This is a genomic window from Streptomyces antimicrobicus (genome assembly GCF_020532625.1).
GTDB lineage: Bacteria > Actinomycetota > Actinomycetes > Streptomycetales > Streptomycetaceae > Streptomyces > Streptomyces antimicrobicus.
Genome location: NZ_JAJAUY010000001.1, coordinates 27961 through 45530 on the forward strand (window position 1 = coordinate 27961; position 17570 = coordinate 45530).

The following is a 17570-nucleotide window of genomic DNA, read 5'->3' on the forward strand; positions in this document are numbered from 1 at the left end:
TCGAAAGGCGTAGGTCGAATGATGCGTACGCGTCCGCTGAAGGTGGCGCTGCTGGGCTGTGGTGTGGTCGGCTCAGAGGTGGCGCGCATCATGACGACGCACGCCGACGACCTCACGGCCCGCATCGGCGCGCCCGTCGAGCTCGCCGGTGTCGCCGTGCGCCGCCCCTCGAAGGTCCGCGCGGGCATCGACCCGGCGCTGATCACCACCGACGCCACCGCGCTGCTCAAACGCGGCGACATCGACGTCGCGATCGAGGTCATCGGCGGCATCGAGCCCGCCCGCACCCTGATCACCACCGCCTTCGAGCAGGGCATCTCGGTGGTCTCGGCCAACAAGGCGCTGCTCGCCCAGGACGGCGCCGCGCTGCACGCCGCCGCCGAGAGCGCCGGGCTGGACCTCTACTACGAGGCGGCCGTCGCCGGCGCCATCCCGCTGATCCGCCCGCTGCGCGAGTCCCTCGCCGGCGACAAGATCAACCGCGTGATGGGCATCGTCAACGGCACGACCAACTTCATCCTCGACAAGATGGACTCCACCGGCGCCGGCTACCAGGAGGCCCTCGACGAGGCCACCGCCCTGGGCTACGCCGAGGCCGACCCGACCGCCGACGTCGAGGGCTACGACGCCGCCGCCAAGGCCGCGATCCTGGCCGGCATCGCCTTCCACACCCGGGTCCGGCTGGACGACGTCCACCGCGAGGGGATGACCGAGGTCAGCGCCGCCGACTTCGCCTCCGCCAAGCGCATGGGCTGCACCATCAAGCTGCTGGCGATCTGCGAGCGGGCCGCGGACGGCGGGTCGGTCACGGCCCGCGTCCACCCGGCCATGATCCCGCTGACCCACCCGCTGGCCTCCGTCCGCGAGGCCTACAACGCGGTCTTCGTCGAGGCGGAGGCCGCCGGGCGGCTCATGTTCTACGGGCCGGGCGCGGGCGGTTCGCCGACCGCCTCCGCCGTGCTCGGCGACCTCGTCGCCGTCTGCCGCAACAAGCTCGACCGGGCAACGGGGCCCGGCGAGTCGGCGTACACCCAGCTGCCGGTCAGCCCCATGGGCGAGGTCGTCACCCGCTACCACATCAGCCTCGATGTGGCCGACAAGCCGGGTGTCCTCGCACAGGTGGCGACGGTGTTCGCCGAGCACGGTGTGTCGATCGACACCGTCCGGCAGCAGGGGCGTCCAGAAACGGGCGGCGAGGCCAGCCTCGTCGTCGTCACCCACCGGGCCCCCGACGCCGCCCTCTCCGGGACCGTCGAGGCGCTGCGGAAGCTCGACACCGTCGCCGGTGTCGCCAGCATCATGCGTGTTGAAGGGGAGTAAGGACCCATGAGCAGCAATCGCACCCACCAGTGGCGCGGCATCATCGAGGAGTACCGGGACCGGCTGCCGGTCACGGACACGACGCCGGTGGTCACGCTCCGCGAGGGTGGCACCCCGCTGGTCCCCGCCCAGGTCCTCTCCGAGCGCACGGGCTGCGAGGTGCACCTCAAGGTCGAGGGCGCGAACCCCACCGGGTCCTTCAAGGACCGCGGCATGACCATGGCGATCACCCGGGCCAAGGAGGAGGGCGCCAGGGCGGTCATCTGCGCCTCCACCGGCAACACCTCCGCCTCCGCGGCCGCGTACGCGGTGCGCGCGGGGATGGTCTCCGCCGTGCTGGTGCCGCAGGGCAAGATCGCGCTCGGCAAGATGGGCCAGGCCCTCGTGCACGGCGCCAAGATCCTCCAGGTCGACGGCAACTTCGACGACTGCCTGACCCTGGCCCGCCGGCTCTCCGACAACTACCCGGTGGCGCTGGTCAATTCGGTCAACCCGGTGCGCATCGAGGGCCAGAAGACGGCCGCGTTCGAGATCGTGGACGCGCTCGGCGACGCCCCCGACATCCATGTGCTGCCGGTGGGCAACGCGGGCAACATCACCGCGTACTGGAAGGGGTTCAAGGAGTACAAGGCCGACGGCCTGGCCTCCCGCACGCCCCGCGTCTGGGGCTTCCAGGCCTCCGGCTCCGCGCCCATCGTGCGCGGCGAGCCGGTCAAGGAGCCGCACACCATCGCGACCGCCATCCGCATCGGCAACCCGGCGTCCTGGGACTTCGCGCTCGCGGCCCGGGACGAGTCGGGCGGCTTCATCGACGAGGTGACGGACCGCCAGATCCTGGCCGCCTACCGGCTGTTGGCCTCCCAGGAGGGCGTCTTCGTCGAGCCCGCCTCGGCCGCGTCCGTGGCCGGTCTGCTCAAGGCCGCCGAGCTCGGCCTGGTCGACCCGGGCCAGAAGATCGTGTGCACCGTCACGGGCAACGGCCTGAAGGACCCCGACTGGGCGATCGCCGGCGCCCCGCAGCCGGTCACCGTTCCGGTGGACGCCGAGGCCGCCGCCGTACGGCTCGGCCTGGTCTGACGCCCGCCCCGGGCCGGTCCGCGGACCGGCCCGGGGACGGCCGGGCGACGGCCCGGGACGGGCCCCCGCGGCCGTACCCCGCGACACGCATCGTGCGCCTCCTGTGCGCCCTATGTCGCGACAGAACCTTCCTTCGATACGCTGTACTTACATCCGCCACTGCGCTCACGACGCGGTGCTGCCGCCTCAGGCCTTCGGGTGTCGTGCGTTCTCCAGTACATTCACAGCGAAAGATCTCCCCGCGGGCATCCCGCGAGGATCTCGCACAGTCACAAGGAGTGTCATCGAGCGATGGCCGGTCCAGCGTTCCGCGCCGCCGCCGTACGGGTGCGCGTCCCCGCCACCAGCGCCAATCTCGGCCCGGGTTTCGACGCCCTGGGCCTGGCCCTGGGGCTCTACGACGACGTCGTCGTCCGGGTGGCCGACTCCGGCCTGACCATCGACATCGCCGGTGAGGGCGCCGACACCCTCCCGCGCGACGAGAGCCACCTCCTCGTACGTGCCATGCGCACCGCCTTCGACCTGCTCGGCGGGCAGCCGCGCGGGCTGGAGGTCGTCTGCGCCAACCGCATCCCGCACGGCCGGGGCCTGGGCTCCTCGTCCGCCGCCATCTGCGCGGGCATCGTCGCCGCCCGCGCCGTGACCATAGGCGGCGAGGCCCGGCTCGACGACGCCGCGCTGCTGGAACTGGCCACCGAGATCGAGGGCCACCCCGACAACGTCGCCGCCTGTCTGCTCGGCGGCTTCACCCTGGCCTGGATGGACGGCGGCAGCGCCAGGGCGATCCGGATGGACGCCGCGGATTCCATCGTTCCGGTGGTCTTCGTGCCGTCCAAGCCGGTCCTGACCGAGACCGCCCGGGGCCTGCTGCCGCGGACCGTCCCGCACGTGGACGCCGCGGCCAACGCCGGACGTGCGGCGCTGCTGGTGGAGGCCCTGACCAGGCGTCCCGAGCTGCTGCTGCCGGCCACCGAGGACCGGCTGCACCAGGACTACCGGGCTCCGGCGATGCCCGAGAGCCTGGCCCTGGTGAACCGGCTGCGGGCCGACGGCGTGCCCGCGGTCATCTCCGGCGCGGGACCCACGGTCCTGGCGCTGGCCGATCACGACGCGGCCGACAAGGTCGCGCAGCTCGCGGGCGAGGGGTGGGCGGCCAACCGGCTGGCTCTCGACGCCGCGGGCGCGAGCGTACTTCCGCTCGGTACCCAGGGCGGCTAGGGCCCGGTACCGGGACCGGGCCGACAGGAGGCCCGGTCCGGGGACCAGGAGGAACGACAGCCGGCCAGGGGCGGGCGGCCGGGGCAGGCCGCCCGCGCGGAAGGGCGCGATTGCCGGTGAGTGAGAGGGGGAATGTCTGTTGGATCCGGTAGTGTTAACCTCAAGTACGCATCCGAAGCCGCAACGGCTCGGTGCTCAGTGTCCCCATCAGGGACCACCTTTCTTCCGGGAGCCTCCCCAACTGCTTTGATCGCTGCCAGGCAGTTTCGAGCCCGCTCCGGAATCGGCGTGACATACCCACGCTTCCAGCTGGGGGGCAACGCGTCGAACCCCATGCACGTATCTCCCTCCGCCGTATTTCTCACCGGCGGACCACCGCCCCGACACGGTCCACACACCTAGGACCGAGGTCGGACAGCACAACCGGTCGCCGAGCCAGACAGGCCGACGTCCGCTCCAGGGAAGGACCCTTCGTGAGCGACACCACCGATCTGATGGGCGTTGCCGACACCACCGTCGACACCAGCGCCCCCGCTGCGGGCGCCGCCGCCCCCAAGCGCCGCCGCTCCGGCACCGGCCTCGAGGGCATGGTCCTCGCCGAGCTGCAGCAGGTCGCGTCGGGCCTCGGTATCAGGGGCACCGCGCGGATGCGCAAGAGCCAGCTGATCGAGGTCATCAAGGAGGCGCAGGCCGCCGGAGGCGCCGCCAAGGCCGCGGACACCGCGCCCGCCGCCGAGGCCAAGCCCAAGCGCCGCGCCACCAGCAAGGCCCGTACCGGCGAGACGGCCGAGGCCCCCGCCGCCGAGAAGCCGGCCGTGCCGGCCCAGATCGAGATCCCGGGCCAGCCGGCGGCCGGCGACGACGCGCCGGCCGGCGAGCGCCGCCGCCGTCGGGCCACCGCGCCCTCCGGCAGCCCCGAGACCGCCTCCGCGGCCACCGCCACCACGGTCGTCGCCGAGCCCAAGGCCGAGCCGAAGACCGAGGCCGCGCCGGCCGCGCAGGCCGAGGCCAAGGCCGAGACCGCCACCGCCGTGTCGGCGCCGGAGGCCGGCGAGGGCCGCAGCCGCCGCGACCGCCGCGAGCGCGGTGACCGCCAGCGCGACCGCCGCGAGCGGGGCAAGGGCGAGGAGCAGGGCCAGCAGGGCGGCGACCGCCAGGGCCGCCAGGACCGCCAGGACCGTCAGGACCGCCAGCAGCAGGGCGGCGGCCGCGGTCAGGGCCAGCAGCAGCGCGACGCGGGCCCGCAGGACGACTTCGACGACGAGGGCGGCCGCCGCGGCCGTCGTGGCCGCTACCGCGACCGCCGTGGCCGCCGCGGCCGCGACGAGTTCGGCGCCGGCGAGCCGCAGGTCGCCGAGGACGACGTGCTGATCCCCGTCGCGGGCATCCTCGACATCCTCGACAACTACGCGTTCATCCGGACCTCCGGCTACCTGCCCGGCCCCAACGACGTCTACGTCTCCCTCGCCCAGGTCCGCAAGAACGGCCTGCGCAAGGGCGACCACGTCACCGGTGCCGTGCGCCAGCCGAAGGAGGGCGAGCGCCGCGAGAAGTTCAACGCGCTGGTGCGCCTGGACTCGGTCAACGGCATGGCGCCCGAATCGGGCCGTGGCCGCCCCGAGTTCAACAAGCTCACCCCGCTCTACCCGCAGGACCGGCTCCGCCTGGAGACCGACCCGGGCGTGCTCACCACCCGCATCATCGACCTGGTCTCGCCGATCGGTAAGGGCCAGCGCGGTCTGATCGTGGCCCCGCCGAAGACCGGTAAGACCATGATCATGCAGGCGATCGCCAACGCGATCACGCACAACAACCCCGAGTGCCACCTGATGGTCGTCCTGGTCGACGAGCGTCCGGAAGAGGTCACCGACATGCAGCGGTCGGTCAAGGGCGAGGTCATCTCCTCGACCTTCGACCGCCCGGCCGAGGACCACACCACCGTCGCCGAGCTGGCCATCGAGCGCGCCAAGCGCCTGGTGGAGCTGGGTCACGACGTGGTCGTCCTGCTGGACTCCATCACCCGTCTGGGCCGCGCGTACAACCTCGCGGCGCCCGCCTCCGGCCGCATCCTGTCCGGTGGTGTCGACTCGACCGCGCTGTACCCGCCGAAGCGCTTCTTCGGTGCCGCGCGCAACATCGAGGACGGCGGCTCGCTGACCATCCTGGCCACCGCGCTGGTCGAGACCGGCTCGCGCATGGACGAGGTGATCTTCGAGGAGTTCAAGGGCACCGGCAACATGGAGCTCAAGCTCGACCGGAAGCTCGCCGACAAGCGCATCTTCCCGGCCGTCGACGTCGACCCGTCGGGCACCCGCAAGGAGGAGATCCTCCTCAACAGCGAGGAGCTCAACATCGTCTGGAAGCTGCGCCGGGTGCTGCACGCGCTCGACTCGCAGCAGGCCATCGAGCTGCTGCTCGACAAGATGAAGCAGACGAAGTCGAACGCCGAGTTCCTGATGCAGATCGCCAAGACGACCCCCGGGGCCGCCAACAACGACTGATCGGCCTCCGCGCCGACCGGCTCGACCGGGAACGCCCCCGCCGCATCCGCGGCGGGGGCGTTCCCGTACCCGGCTGGCGACGTCACAGGGGCCCGCCGGAACCTTTGCCCGGATTCCACCGTCTGTGCTTGCGGACGATCGGGGAGGCGTCACGGGCCGTTCGGCCGCAGGACAGGACTGAGGAGACCATGAGCGAGGACAGCACGGGCAGCGGTCGGCGGGCGACGGGCCGGCGGCGCAAGCCGCGGCGCAGGGCCCTGCGGGTGGTGGCCTGGACGGCGGCCGGCGTGGTGGTCCTCGGCGGGGCGGGGCTGGGCTACCTCTACGTGAAGTTCAACGGCAACATCAAGAGCGTCGACATCGACGCGGCGCTGGGCAAGGACCGCCCGCAGGACGTCGACAACGGATCGATGGACATCCTCGTCCTCGGCTCGGACTCCCGCGCCGGGGCGAACGCCGAGTACGGCCAGGACGACGGCGGCTCCGCCCGCTCGGACACGGCGATGATCGTGCACCTGTACGAGGGCCACAAGGCGGCCAGCATCGTCTCCATACCCCGGGACACCCTGGTCACCCGGCCCCCCTGCCAGACGGCGAACGGGAAGACCAACCCGGGCGGCACCCGCAAGATGTTCAACGAGTCGTTCACCGTCGGCGGCGCCGCCTGCGCGGTCAAGACCGTCGAGAAGATGTCGGGGATCCGCATGGACCACTACATCGAGGTCGACTTCACGGGCTTCAAGAAGATCATCGACAAGCTCGGCGGCGTCAAGGTCACCACCACCAAGCCGATCAAGGACCACGGCAGCCACCTCGACCTCCCGGCGGGCACCCACACCCTCGACGGCGAGCAGGCGCTCGGCCTGGTCCGCACCCGCAAGTCCATCGGCGACGGCAGCGACCTGGGCCGAATACAGGTGCAGCAGGCCTTCATCAAGGCGTTGATCAAGCAGGTCAAGGGCATCGGCCTGTTCGACGACCCCAAGCGCCTGCTCGACCTGGCCGACACCTCCACCAAGGCGATCACCACCGACAGCAAGCTCGGTGACGTGAAATCGCTGATGAGCTTCGCCGCAGGGCTCAAGGGCATCGACTCCTCGAACATGCACATGATCACGCTGCCGGTGGGCGCCGACCGGATCGACCCGGACCGCGTCGCCCCGCTCCCCAAGGAGACGCAGCTGGTCTGGGACGCCCTGCTCAAGGACCAGCCCGTCCCGGCCGCGGCCACCGAGAACTCCGCCGGCGACAAGGGGGGAACCGGCTCCCTCGTCCAGTGAGGAATAGATGCCGGCCCCGCCCCGTTGAGACGGGCGTCCTCGAATTTTGTAAGGCGGCCCGGTCCTGGCAGACTGGTACGTCGGCCCCGGTTCACGCATGGCGCAAATCCGCGCAGGCGACCCGGCGCCCTCCCGAAACTAGGAGACACCTTGAAGCGCGAGATCCACCCCGAGTACGTCGAGACCCAGGTCAGCTGCACCTGCGGCGCGTCGTTCACCACCCGTAGCACCCTGACCGAGGGCACCATCCGTGCCGAGGTCTGCTCCGAGTGCCACCCGTTCTACACGGGCAAGCAGAAGATCCTCGACACCGGTGGCCGTGTGGCCCGCTTCGAGGCCCGCTTCGGCAAGGCTGCCGGCTCCAAGAAGTAGCGAGCCACGGCGCCGGTCGTCGGCCGCCCCTGTCCACTCGGGGGCGGCCGGACCGGCGCCTTTGTCGTCCCGCAGTCCATTGTCGTAACCGTTCACTCCAGGAGCTCCCGATGTTCGAGGCGGTCGAGGAACTGGTCGGCGAGCACGCCGACCTCGAGAAGAAGCTCGCCGACCCGTCGGTCCACTCCGATCAGGCCAACGCGCGCAAGCTCAACAAGCGCTACGCGGAGCTGACCCCGATCATCGCCACCTTCCGGGCGTGGAAGCAGACGGCGGAGGACATCGACACGGCCAAGGAGCTGGCCGCCGACGACCCCGACTTCGCGGCCGAGGTCAAGGAGCTCACCGCCCAGCGCGAGGAGCTCACCGAGAAGCTGCGCCTGCTGCTCGTCCCGCGCGACCCCAGCGACGACAAGGACGTGCTGCTGGAGATCAAGGCCGGCGCGGGCGGCGACGAGTCGGCGCTGTTCGCCGGCGACCTGCTGCGCATGTACCTGCGCTACGCCGAGCGGGTGGGCTGGAAGACCGAGATCATCGACTCCACCGAGTCCGAGCTCGGCGGCTACAAGGACGTCCAGGTCGCCGTGAAGACCAAGGGCGGCCAGGGCGCCACCGAGCCCGGTCAGGGCGTCTGGGCCCGGCTGAAGTACGAGGGCGGCGTGCACCGCGTCCAGCGCGTGCCGGCCACCGAGTCCCAGGGCCGCATCCACACCTCCGCCGCCGGCGTGCTCGTCACCCCGGAGGCCGAGGAGGTCGAGGTGGAGATCAACCCGAACGACCTGCGCATCGACGTCTACCGCTCCTCCGGCCCCGGCGGCCAGTCCGTCAACACCACCGACTCGGCCGTGCGCATCACGCACCTGCCGACCGGTGTGGTCGCCTCCTGCCAGAACGAGAAGAGCCAGCTCCAGAACAAGGAGCAGGCCATGCGCATCCTGCGGTCGCGCCTGCTGGCCGCCGCCCAGGAGGCCGCCGAGCAGGAGGCCGCGGACGCCCGCCGCAGCCAGGTGCGCACCGTGGACCGGTCCGAGAAGATCCGTACGTACAACTTCCCGGAGAACCGGATCTCGGACCACCGGGTCGGTTTCAAGGCGTACAACCTGGACCAGGTGCTCGACGGCGACCTCGACGCGGTCATCCAGGCGTGCGTCGACGCCGACTCCGCAGCCAAGCTCGCGGCCGCTCAGTAAGACGCGGTCATACCTCGTACGACCCTCGGTGGAGGAAGCGTGAACCTGCTGCTCGCGGAGGTGGCCCAGGCCACCCAGCGGCTGGCCGCCGCCGGCGTGCCCTCACCGCGCTTCGACGCGGAGGAGCTCGCGGCCTTCGTGCACGGCGTGAAGCGGGGCGAGCTCCACACGGTCAAGGACGCCGACTTCGACGCCCGGTACTGGGAGGCCGTCGCCCGCCGCGAGGCGCGCGAACCGCTCCAGCACATCACCGGGCGGGCCTTCTTCCGCTATCTGGAGCTCCAGGTCGGGCCCGGGGTGTTCGTCCCGCGCCCGGAGACCGAGTCGGTGGTCGACTGGGCCATACAGGCCGTGCGCGCCATGGACGTGGTCGAACCGCTGATCGTGGACCTGTGCACCGGGTCCGGGGCGATCGCGCTGGCCATGGCGCAGGAGGTGCCGCGCTCGCGCGTGCACGCCGTCGAGCTGTCCGAGGAAGCGCTGCGCTGGACCCGTAAGAACGCCGAGGGCTCCCGGGTCGTCGTGCACCAGGGCGACGCGCTGAGCGCCCTGCCGGAGCTGGACGGCCAGGTGGACCTGGTCATCTCCAACCCGCCGTACATCCCGCTCACCGAGTGGGAGTACGTCGCCCCGGAGGCGCGCGACCACGACCCCGAGATGGCGCTGTTCTCCGGTCAGGACGGCCTCGACACCATCCGCGGCATCGAGCGCACCGCGCACCGCCTGCTGCGGCCGGGCGGCCTCGTCGTCGTCGAGCACGCGGACACCCAGGGCGGCCAGGTGCCGTGGATCTTCGCCGAGGAGCGCGGCTGGGCGGACGCCGCCGACCACCCGGACCTGAACAACCGGCCGCGTTTCGCGACGGCCCGCAAGGCCCTGCCGTGACCCCGGCGCCCCCGCACGGCGCGGCCCCCGCCGCCCCCCACGCCCCGACTCCCGCCCCGACCCACCCCGAGGAGGCCCGCTGATGGCCCGGCGATACGACTGCAACGACGCGACGGACCGCAAGACGGGTCTGCGCGAGGCGGCCTCCGCCGTGCGCCGTGGCGAGCTCGTCGTCCTGCCGACGGACACCCTGTACGGGATCGGGGCGGACGCCTTCAGCGCCGAGGCCGTCGGTGACCTGCTGGCGGCCAAGGGGCGCGGCCGCAGCATGCCGACCCCCGTGCTCATCGGGTCCCCGAACACCCTGCACGGGCTGGTGACCGACTTCTCCGAGCAGGCCTGGGAGCTCGTCGACGCCTTCTGGCCGGGCGCGCTCACGCTGGTCGCCAAGCACCAGCCGTCGCTGGCCTGGGACCTCGGCGAGACCCGCGGCACCGTGGCCGTGCGCATGCCGCTGCACCCGGTGGCCATCGAGCTGCTGACCGAGGTCGGCCCGATGGCGGTGTCCTCGGCCAACCTGAGCGGCCACCCGGCGCCGGAGGACTGCGACGCCGCCCGGGCGATGCTCGGCGACTCCGTCTCGGTCTACCTCGACGCCGGCCCGACCCCGGGCATCCAGCCGTCCTCGATCGTCGACGTGACCGGCAAGGTGCCGGTGCTGCTGCGGGAAGGGGCGCTGACCGCCGACCAGCTGCGGGAGGTCGTACCCGACCTCGAGGTGGCCCCGTGAGCCCTGAGGGCCGTGGCATAGCAAGGGACCACCCGCCGACGGGGCACACCTTCCGCATCCTCCACGTCAGCACCGGCAACGTCTGCCGCTCGCCGATCACCGAGCGGCTGACCCGCCACGCCCTGACGCACCGCCTCGGCGGCGCCGCCGCCACCGGGCTCATCGTGGAGAGCGCCGGCACCTGGGGCCACGAGGGCGCCCCGATGGAGGCGAACGCCGCGGCCGTCCTCGCCGACTTCGGCGCGGACGCCTCGGGCTTCACCGGCCGTGAACTGCTCGACGAGCACGTCATACGCGCCGACCTGGTGCTGACCGCCACCCGCGACCACCGGGCCCAGGTCATCTCCATGGGTCACTCGGCCGGACTGCGCACGTTCACGCTCAAGGAATTCACCCGCCTGGTCCGCGCCATAGACCCGGCGACGCTGCCGCCGCTGGACGACGGCGTGGCGGCCCGGGCCCGCGCCCTGGTGCGCGCGGCCGCGGCCCTGCGCGGCTGGCTGCTGGCCCCCAGCGCCGACGCCGACGAGGTCTACGACCCGTACGGCGCCCCGATCACGTTCTTCCGCTCCATCGGCGACGAGATCCACCAGGCCCTGGACCCGGTCGTCACCGCCCTGACGGGCGTCACCGAGCCGCGCTGACCCGCGCCGGCCCGCGCCGGCCCCCGAGCGACCCGCGCGCCGGCCGGCGCTCCGCAGCGCGCCCGGACCTGCCCCGGCCTACAGTGGCGGTACTGGAACCCCACTGCGCCGGAGTCGCGCCATGACCGTTGTCACCGAGCCCGCGGAGCTGCTGCGGCAGCAGGATCCGCAGATGGCAGACGTCCTCGCGGGGGAGGCGCAGCGACAGGCCGGGTCGCTGCAGCTGAACGCCGCCGAGAACTTCACCTCGCCGGCGGTGCTCGCGGCCCTCGGGTCGGTGCTCGCCAACAAGTACGCCGAGGGCTACCCGGGCCGCCGCTACCACGGGGGCTGCGAGTACGTCGACGTGGCCGAGCAGCTCGCCGTGGAGCGGGCCAAGGCCCTGTTCGGGGCCGAGCACGCCAACGTCCAGCCGCATTCCGGTTCCGCCGCCGTGCTGGCCGCGTACGCCGCCCTGCTGCGGCCCGGGGACACGGTGCTGGCCATGGGCCTGGCGTACGGCGGGCATCTGACGCACGGCTCCCCGGCGAACTTCTCCGGGCGCTGGTTCGAATTCGTCGGGTACGGGGTGGACGCCGAGACCGGACTGATCGACTACCGGCAGCTGCAGGAGCTGGCCCACCTGCACCGGCCCAAGGCCATCGTCTGCGGATCCATCTCCTACCCCCGCCACCCGGAGTATTCCGCTTTCCGGGAGGTCGCCGACGAGGTGGGCGCCTATCTGATCGCCGACGCGGCCCACCCGATGGGGCTGATCGCGGGTGGGGCCGCGCCCAGCCCGGTGCCGTACGCCGACGTCGTGTGCGCGACCACGCACAAGGTGCTGCGCGGGCCGCGCGGCGGGATGCTGCTGTGCGGGGCGGAGCTCGCGGAGCGGATCGACCGCGCGGTCTTCCCGTTCACCCAGGGCGGCGCCCAGATGCACACCATCGCCGCCAAGGCCGTGGCCTTCGGGGAGGCGGCGACCCCCGCCTTCACCACGTACGCCCACCGGGTCGTGGCCAACGCGCGGACGCTGGCCGAGGCGCTCGCCCGGCACGGCTTCGCGATCACCACCGGCGGCACCGACACCCACCTCGTCACCGCCGACCCCTCGCCCCTGGGGGTGGACGGGGCGACGGCCAGGGGCCGGCTGGCGGCCGCCGGGATGGTGCTGGACACCTGCGCCCTGCCCTACGGCGACCAGCGCGGCATCCGGCTGGGGACGGCCGCGGTGACCACGCAGGGGATGGGGGAGGCGGAGATGGTGCGGATCGCGGCGCTGTTCGCCGCGGCCCTGCGCGGGGACGCCGCGCAGACCCGTACGGAGGTGTCCGATCTCGCGCTGGAATTTCCCCCTTACGGGGTGCAATAGGGGCAAGAAGGACGTTCTGCAACCGGGGGAGCGTTCCCGCGCGTCCTCTCCCACGGGGACATCGCAGCTAATGTGTGGGGCTGAGATGGCCGGCGATACATCTGGGGCAGCCCGTGCGTGAATATCTGCTGACGCTCTGCGTCACGGCGGCGGTGACCTACCTGCTGACCGGACCGGTGCGGAAGTTCGCCATCGCGGCCGGTGCGATGCCGGAGATCCGCGCCCGCGACGTGCACCGCGAACCGACGCCGCGGCTCGGCGGCATCGCGATGTTCGGCGGGCTGTGCGCCGGCCTGCTGGTCGCCGACCACCTGCACAACCTCAACGGCGTCTTCGAGCTCTCCAACGAGCCGCGCGCGCTGCTCTCCGGCGCCGCCCTGATCTGGCTGATCGGCGTCCTCGACGACAAGTTCGAGATCGACGCCCTGATCAAGCTCGGCGCCCAGATGATCTCCGCCGGCGTGATGGTGATGCAGGGCCTGACCATCCTGTGGATCCCGGTCCCCGGCATCGGCACCGTCTCGCTGACCCAGTGGCAGGGCAACCTGCTCACGGTCGCCCTCGTCGTGATCACCATCAACGCGGTGAACTTCGTCGACGGCCTCGACGGCCTCGCGGCCGGCATGGTCTGCATCGCCGCCGCCGCGTTCTTCATGTACTCGTACCGCATCTGGTACGGCTACGGGATCGAGGCCGCCGCCCCCGCCACCCTCTTCGCGGCCATCCTGATGGGCATGTGCCTGGGCTTCCTGCCGCACAACATGCACCCCGCGCGGATCTTCATGGGCGACTCCGGCTCCATGCTGATCGGCCTGGTGCTGGCCGCGGGCGCCATCTCGATCACCGGCCAGGTGGACCCCGACGGCATGGCCCTCTTCGCCGACGGCGAGCGCAACGTCACCCACGCCATGCTGCCCGTCTTCATCCCGCTGCTGCTGCCGCTGGGCATCATCGCGCTGCCGGTGGCCGACCTCGTGCTCGCCATCGCCCGGCGCACCTGGAACGGCAAGTCGCCGTTCGCCGCCGACCGCGGCCACCTGCACCACCGGCTGCTGGAGATCGGCCACTCGCACAGCCGGGCCGTGCTGATCATGTACTTCTGGTCCGGGCTGATCGCGTTCGGGACGGTCGCCTACTCGGTGCACTCCACCTCGATGTGGATCGTGCTGCTGATCGTCGCGCTGAGCGCGCTGGGTCTGGTCCTGCTCCTGCTGCCGCGCTTCACCCCGCGCGCCCCGCGCTGGGCCGAGCGTCTGGTGCCGCCCCGCTACCGGCACTCCGCGCGCGCCGCGGAGCGGGCCGCCGAGGCCGCCGCGCGGGACGCCTCGGGCCGGGAACCGGAACCGGAACGCGTGGGCGCGGCCGCGGCCGCGCAGGGCTCCGTGCCGGCCGTGCCGGGGGCCGTCCGGGCGAACGGCGTCAACGGAGCGACCGCCCTCGGCGCCCGTTCGCGTTTCCCCGACCGGCGGAAGGCTGAATCGACGCGCTGACGATTGGGGCGGCAGGGCTCAATACCAGACATACTGAGGCCGTGTCGTGCACACACGCGCACGTTCCCTCTCATGTGTGACAGTCGGCACACTTCACAGGTAAAGCTCTCATCAAATAGTTTGTGATACCGTTCACTAGACCCGGCGACAGAGCCGAAGGACCGTAGTGCGACGGTCCATTGGCCCGAGGTTCTCACTCGGACCGGGCTTACGCTCGTCCTCGTACGAGTCCCGTGCCCCCACCATCAAGCGGAGCCTGCGCCATGCGGTCTGATGACGCCCGATCCCTTCTGCACGCCGCTGTACCCACCGTCGCCGCCGGCGCTCTCGCCGCGGTCGTCAGTGGTGTCGTCGCGGGCGGCAAGGGGGCTGTCGGCGCCGTCGTGGCGACCGTGCTGGTCGTGCTCTTCATGGGGGCCGGATTCGCCGTCCTGCAGCGCACGGCGCGCTCGCTGCCGCATCTGTTCCAGATGATGGGCCTGATGCTCTACGCGGCCCAGATCCTGCTGCTCTTCGTCTTCGTCGCGGTGTTCAAGGACACCACGCTGTTCCACCCCAAGGCCTTCGCGATCACGCTGGTCGTCACCACGCTCGTGTGGATCGCGGCCCAGACCCGTGCTCACATGAAGGCCAAGATCCTCTACGTCGAACCGGACTCGGTGAAGGGCGACAAGCCCCAGAACTCGGGGCCGAAGTCGTGAGGGGTAGGGCCGGGATAAGGACGCGTTCGAGATCCTGCTATCGTCCGGTGCCAACTGCGGCACTGCGGGCGCGGGCATTCGAGCTGACGCCTGTTCCATCGCGAGGCTCTGATGCCTGATCGCCGCCCCACCATCCGAAACACCAGTCCAGTGCCGAACCGCGGCTGCGCGCCGCGCCGACACAACGAGGTTGCCGTACCTATGCGCCACGCTGAAGGAGTCCGCGGTGAGTGACCCGACGCAGGTGCTCGCTTTCGAGACCGACTGTCACATCTTCGACGGATGTGGCTTCCCGGGTCCGGGCCTGCACTCGTTCCTCTTCGAGCCGCTGTGGGGCGACCCCGAGGGCAACGCGTACTTCAACAAGCCGATGCTGCTGGCCCTCCTCGGCTCGCTCGTCATCGTCGGCTTCTTCTGGGCCGCCTTCCGCAAGCCCAAGGTCGTCCCGGGCAAGCTGCAGATGGTCGCCGAGGCCGGCTACGACTTCGTGCGCCGCGGCATCGTCTACGAGACGCTCGGCAAGAAGGAGGGCGAGAAGTACGTCCCCTTCATGGTCGCGCTGTTCTTCTTCGTCTGGATGCTGAACCTCTGGTCGATCATCCCGGTCGCCCAGTTCCCGGTGACCTCGATCATCGCGTACCCGGCGATCCTCGCCGCGATCGTCTACCTGACCTGGATGTCGGTGACCTTCAAGCGCCACGGCCTCGTCGGCGGCTTCAAGAACATCACCGGCTACGACAAGTCCCTCGGCGCCATCCTGCCGATGGTCATGGTGATCGAGTTCTTCTCGAACGTCATCGTGCGGCCCTTCACCCACGCGGTCCGACTGTTCGCGAACATGTTCGCCGGTCACACCCTGCTGCTGCTCTTCACGATCGCCAGCTGGTACCTGCTGAACGGCATCGGCATCGCCTACGCGGGCGTGTCCTTCGTGATGGTCATCGTGATGACCGCCTTCGAGCTCTTCATCCAGGCCGTCCAGGCGTACGTCTTCGTCCTCCTGGCCTGCAGCTTCATCCAGGGCGCGCTCGCCGAGCACCACTGAGCACGGTCCGCACGCTCACATCCCCCAGTCGTCCGGTGGCCAACCCCCATCGGATCCGTGAAAGAGAAGGAATAACGGCATGTCCAACGTGCTCGCTGCCACCGAGATCACCGGCTCGCTCAGCTCCATCGGTTACGGTCTCGCGGCCATCGGCCCGGGCGTCGGCGTCGGCATCATCTTCGGTAACGGCACCCAGGCGCTCGCCCGTCAGCCCGAGGCTGCCGGCCTGATCCGCGCCAACCAGATCCTCGGCTTCGCCTTCTGTGAGGCGCTCGCCCTCATCGGTCTGGTCATGCCGTTCGTCTACTAAGACGAACTTCGCGACCTAGACCGATCCGACGAAAGGCACTGATGTGAACCTCCTGGTTCTCGCAGCCGAGCGGGAGAACCCGCTCATCCCGCCGATCCCTGAGCTGGTCATCGGCCTGATCGCCTTCGTCATCGTCTTCGGCTTCCTCGCCAAGAAGCTCCTCCCGAACATCAACAAGGTTCTGGACGAGCGCCGCGAGGCCATCGAGGGCGGTATCGAGAAGGCCGAGGCGGCTCAGACCGAGGCCCAGAGCGTGCTGGAGCAGTACAAGGCCCAGCTCGCCGAGGCCCGGCACGAGGCTGCCCGCCTGCGCCAGGAAGCGCTGGAGCAGGGCACTGCGCTCAAGGAAGAACTGCGCGCAGAGGGCCAGCGGCAGCGTGAGGAGATCATCGCTGCCGGTCACGCCCAGATCGAGGCCGACCGCAAGGCCGCCTCGCAGGCGCTGCGTCAGGACGTGGGCAAGCTCGCCACCGACCTGGCCGGCAAGCTCGTCGGTGAGTCCCTGGAGGACCACGCCCGGCAGAGCCGCACCATCGACCGGTTCCTCGACGAGCTTGAGGCGAAGGCCGAGGCCGCCCGATGAACGGAGCGAGCCGCGAGGCGCTGCACGCAGCGCGCGAGCGTCTCGACGCGCTGACGGACGCCACGTCCGTCGACGCGGCGAAGCTCGCCGAGGAGCTGGCCGCCGTCACCGCGCTGCTCGACCGTGAGGTCTCGCTGCGTCGGGTCCTCACCGACCCGGCGCAGCCGGGTGAGGCCAAGGCCGAGCTGGCCGCGCGCCTGCTCGGCACGCAGGTCGGCGGGGAGACCCTCGACCTGGTGTCCGGGATGGTCCGGTCCCGCTGGTCGCAGTCCCGTGACCTGGTGGACTCGCTGGAGGAGCTGGCGAACACCGCCGACCTCACGGCGGCCCAGAAGGCGGGCGCGCTCGACGACGTCGAGGACGAGCTGTTCCGGTTCGGCCGGATCGTCGGCTCCAGCACCGAGCTGCGGGCCGCGCTGACCGACCGTGCGGCCACGGCCTCCGCCAAGGGCGAGCTGCTGCGCAGCCTGCTCGGCGGCAAGGCCAACGCCGGCACCGAGCGTCTGGTCGCCCGGCTGGTCACCGCTCCGCGGGGACGTAGCCTGGAAGCGGGACTGGAGTCCCTCTCCAAGCTCGCCGCCGAGCGCCGTGACCGCATGGTCGCCACGGTGACCACCGCGGTACCGCTCAGCGACGCGCAGAAGCAGCGTCTCGGCGCGGTGCTGGCCAAGCTGTACGGCCGCCAGATGCACCTGAACCTGGACGTGGACCCCGAGGTCCTCGGCGGGATCACGGTGCGTGTCGGTGACGAGGTCATCGACGGCAGCATCGCGGAGCGCCTCGCGCAGGCGTCCCGCCGCATGGCCGGCTGACCGAGCCACCAACTCAAGAAGAAGCATTTCCAGCGGCCCGGTTGGGCCGTGCAGAACT

General features: G+C 71.2%; 17 protein-coding genes. All 17 read left to right on the forward strand.

Annotated elements, in window-relative coordinates; all coding sequences use genetic code 11:
* The first annotated feature begins 21 nt into the window (after positions 1 to 21).
* The 17 genes from LG632_RS00165 (at position 22) to LG632_RS00245 (ending at position 17512) form a co-directional block, all read left to right on the forward strand.
* Positions 22 to 1320, forward strand: a complete 1299-nt coding sequence (locus LG632_RS00165; protein WP_226724308.1) for a homoserine dehydrogenase — start codon at positions 22 to 24, stop codon at positions 1318 to 1320.
* A gap of 6 nt (positions 1321 to 1326) precedes the next feature.
* A complete protein-coding gene (gene thrC, locus LG632_RS00170; protein ID WP_226724216.1) occupies positions 1327 to 2397 on the forward strand; it encodes a threonine synthase in 1071 nt (356 codons plus the stop codon).
* Between the two features lie 291 nt (positions 2398 to 2688).
* Entirely contained in the window at positions 2689 to 3615 is a 927-nt protein-coding gene (thrB, locus tag LG632_RS00175) for a homoserine kinase (RefSeq protein WP_226724217.1), read from the forward strand.
* A 473-nt stretch (positions 3616 to 4088) separates the two neighbouring features.
* Positions 4089 to 6116: a transcription termination factor Rho gene (gene rho, locus LG632_RS00180; RefSeq protein ID WP_226724218.1), complete on the forward strand. Its 2028-nt coding sequence runs from the start codon at positions 4089 to 4091 to the stop codon at positions 6114 to 6116.
* Between the two features lie 188 nt (positions 6117 to 6304).
* Positions 6305 to 7396 carry an LCP family protein gene (locus LG632_RS00185; protein WP_226724219.1) on the forward strand — a complete coding sequence of 364 codons (1092 nt, stop codon included), beginning with the start codon at positions 6305 to 6307 and terminating at the stop codon, positions 7394 to 7396.
* Between the two features lie 150 nt (positions 7397 to 7546).
* Entirely contained in the window at positions 7547 to 7768 is a 222-nt protein-coding gene (gene rpmE / locus LG632_RS00190; protein ID WP_030492616.1) for a 50S ribosomal protein L31, read from the forward strand.
* A 110-nt stretch (positions 7769 to 7878) separates the two neighbouring features.
* Positions 7879 to 8958 (forward strand): peptide chain release factor 1, encoded by a 1080-nt coding sequence (prfA, locus tag LG632_RS00195; protein WP_226724220.1) that lies wholly within the window; start codon positions 7879 to 7881, stop codon positions 8956 to 8958.
* A gap of 39 nt (positions 8959 to 8997) precedes the next feature.
* Positions 8998 to 9843: a peptide chain release factor N(5)-glutamine methyltransferase gene (gene prmC, locus LG632_RS00200; protein ID WP_226724221.1), complete on the forward strand. Its 846-nt coding sequence runs from the start codon at positions 8998 to 9000 to the stop codon at positions 9841 to 9843.
* Between the two features lie 82 nt (positions 9844 to 9925).
* The gene (locus tag LG632_RS00205) at positions 9926 to 10573 is read left to right on the forward strand and encodes an L-threonylcarbamoyladenylate synthase (RefSeq protein ID WP_226724222.1); all 648 of its coding nucleotides are present in this window, start codon (positions 9926 to 9928) and stop codon (positions 10571 to 10573) included.
* Positions 10570 to 11217, forward strand: coding sequence for an arsenate reductase/protein-tyrosine-phosphatase family protein (locus LG632_RS00210; RefSeq protein ID WP_226724223.1), 648 nt, complete (start codon positions 10570 to 10572; stop codon positions 11215 to 11217). The genes LG632_RS00205 and LG632_RS00210 overlap by 4 nt, the downstream gene beginning before the upstream one ends.
* 121 nt (positions 11218 to 11338) lie before the next feature.
* Positions 11339 to 12571: a serine hydroxymethyltransferase gene (gene glyA, locus LG632_RS00215; protein ID WP_226724224.1), complete on the forward strand. Its 1233-nt coding sequence runs from the start codon at positions 11339 to 11341 to the stop codon at positions 12569 to 12571.
* Between the two features lie 113 nt (positions 12572 to 12684).
* Positions 12685 to 14061, forward strand: a complete 1377-nt coding sequence (locus LG632_RS00220; protein ID WP_226724225.1) for an MraY family glycosyltransferase — start codon at positions 12685 to 12687, stop codon at positions 14059 to 14061.
* 263 nt (positions 14062 to 14324) lie between these two features.
* On the forward strand, positions 14325 to 14762 hold the full coding sequence (locus LG632_RS00225; protein WP_226724226.1) for a Cg1360 family ATP-synthase-associated protein: 438 nt from the start codon (positions 14325 to 14327) through the stop codon (positions 14760 to 14762).
* A 211-nt stretch (positions 14763 to 14973) separates the two neighbouring features.
* Positions 14974 to 15807, forward strand: a complete 834-nt coding sequence (gene atpB, locus LG632_RS00230; protein WP_226724309.1) for a F0F1 ATP synthase subunit A — start codon at positions 14974 to 14976, stop codon at positions 15805 to 15807.
* A gap of 79 nt (positions 15808 to 15886) precedes the next feature.
* Positions 15887 to 16117 (forward strand): ATP synthase F0 subunit C, encoded by a 231-nt coding sequence (atpE, locus tag LG632_RS00235; RefSeq protein WP_125645699.1) that lies wholly within the window; start codon positions 15887 to 15889, stop codon positions 16115 to 16117.
* A gap of 43 nt (positions 16118 to 16160) precedes the next feature.
* Positions 16161 to 16700, forward strand: a complete 540-nt coding sequence (locus tag LG632_RS00240; RefSeq protein ID WP_125645701.1) for a F0F1 ATP synthase subunit B — start codon at positions 16161 to 16163, stop codon at positions 16698 to 16700.
* Entirely contained in the window at positions 16697 to 17512 is an 816-nt protein-coding gene (locus LG632_RS00245) for a F0F1 ATP synthase subunit delta (RefSeq protein ID WP_226724227.1), read from the forward strand. The genes LG632_RS00240 and LG632_RS00245 overlap by 4 nt, the downstream gene beginning before the upstream one ends.
* Positions 17513 to 17570 lie beyond the last annotated feature (58 nt).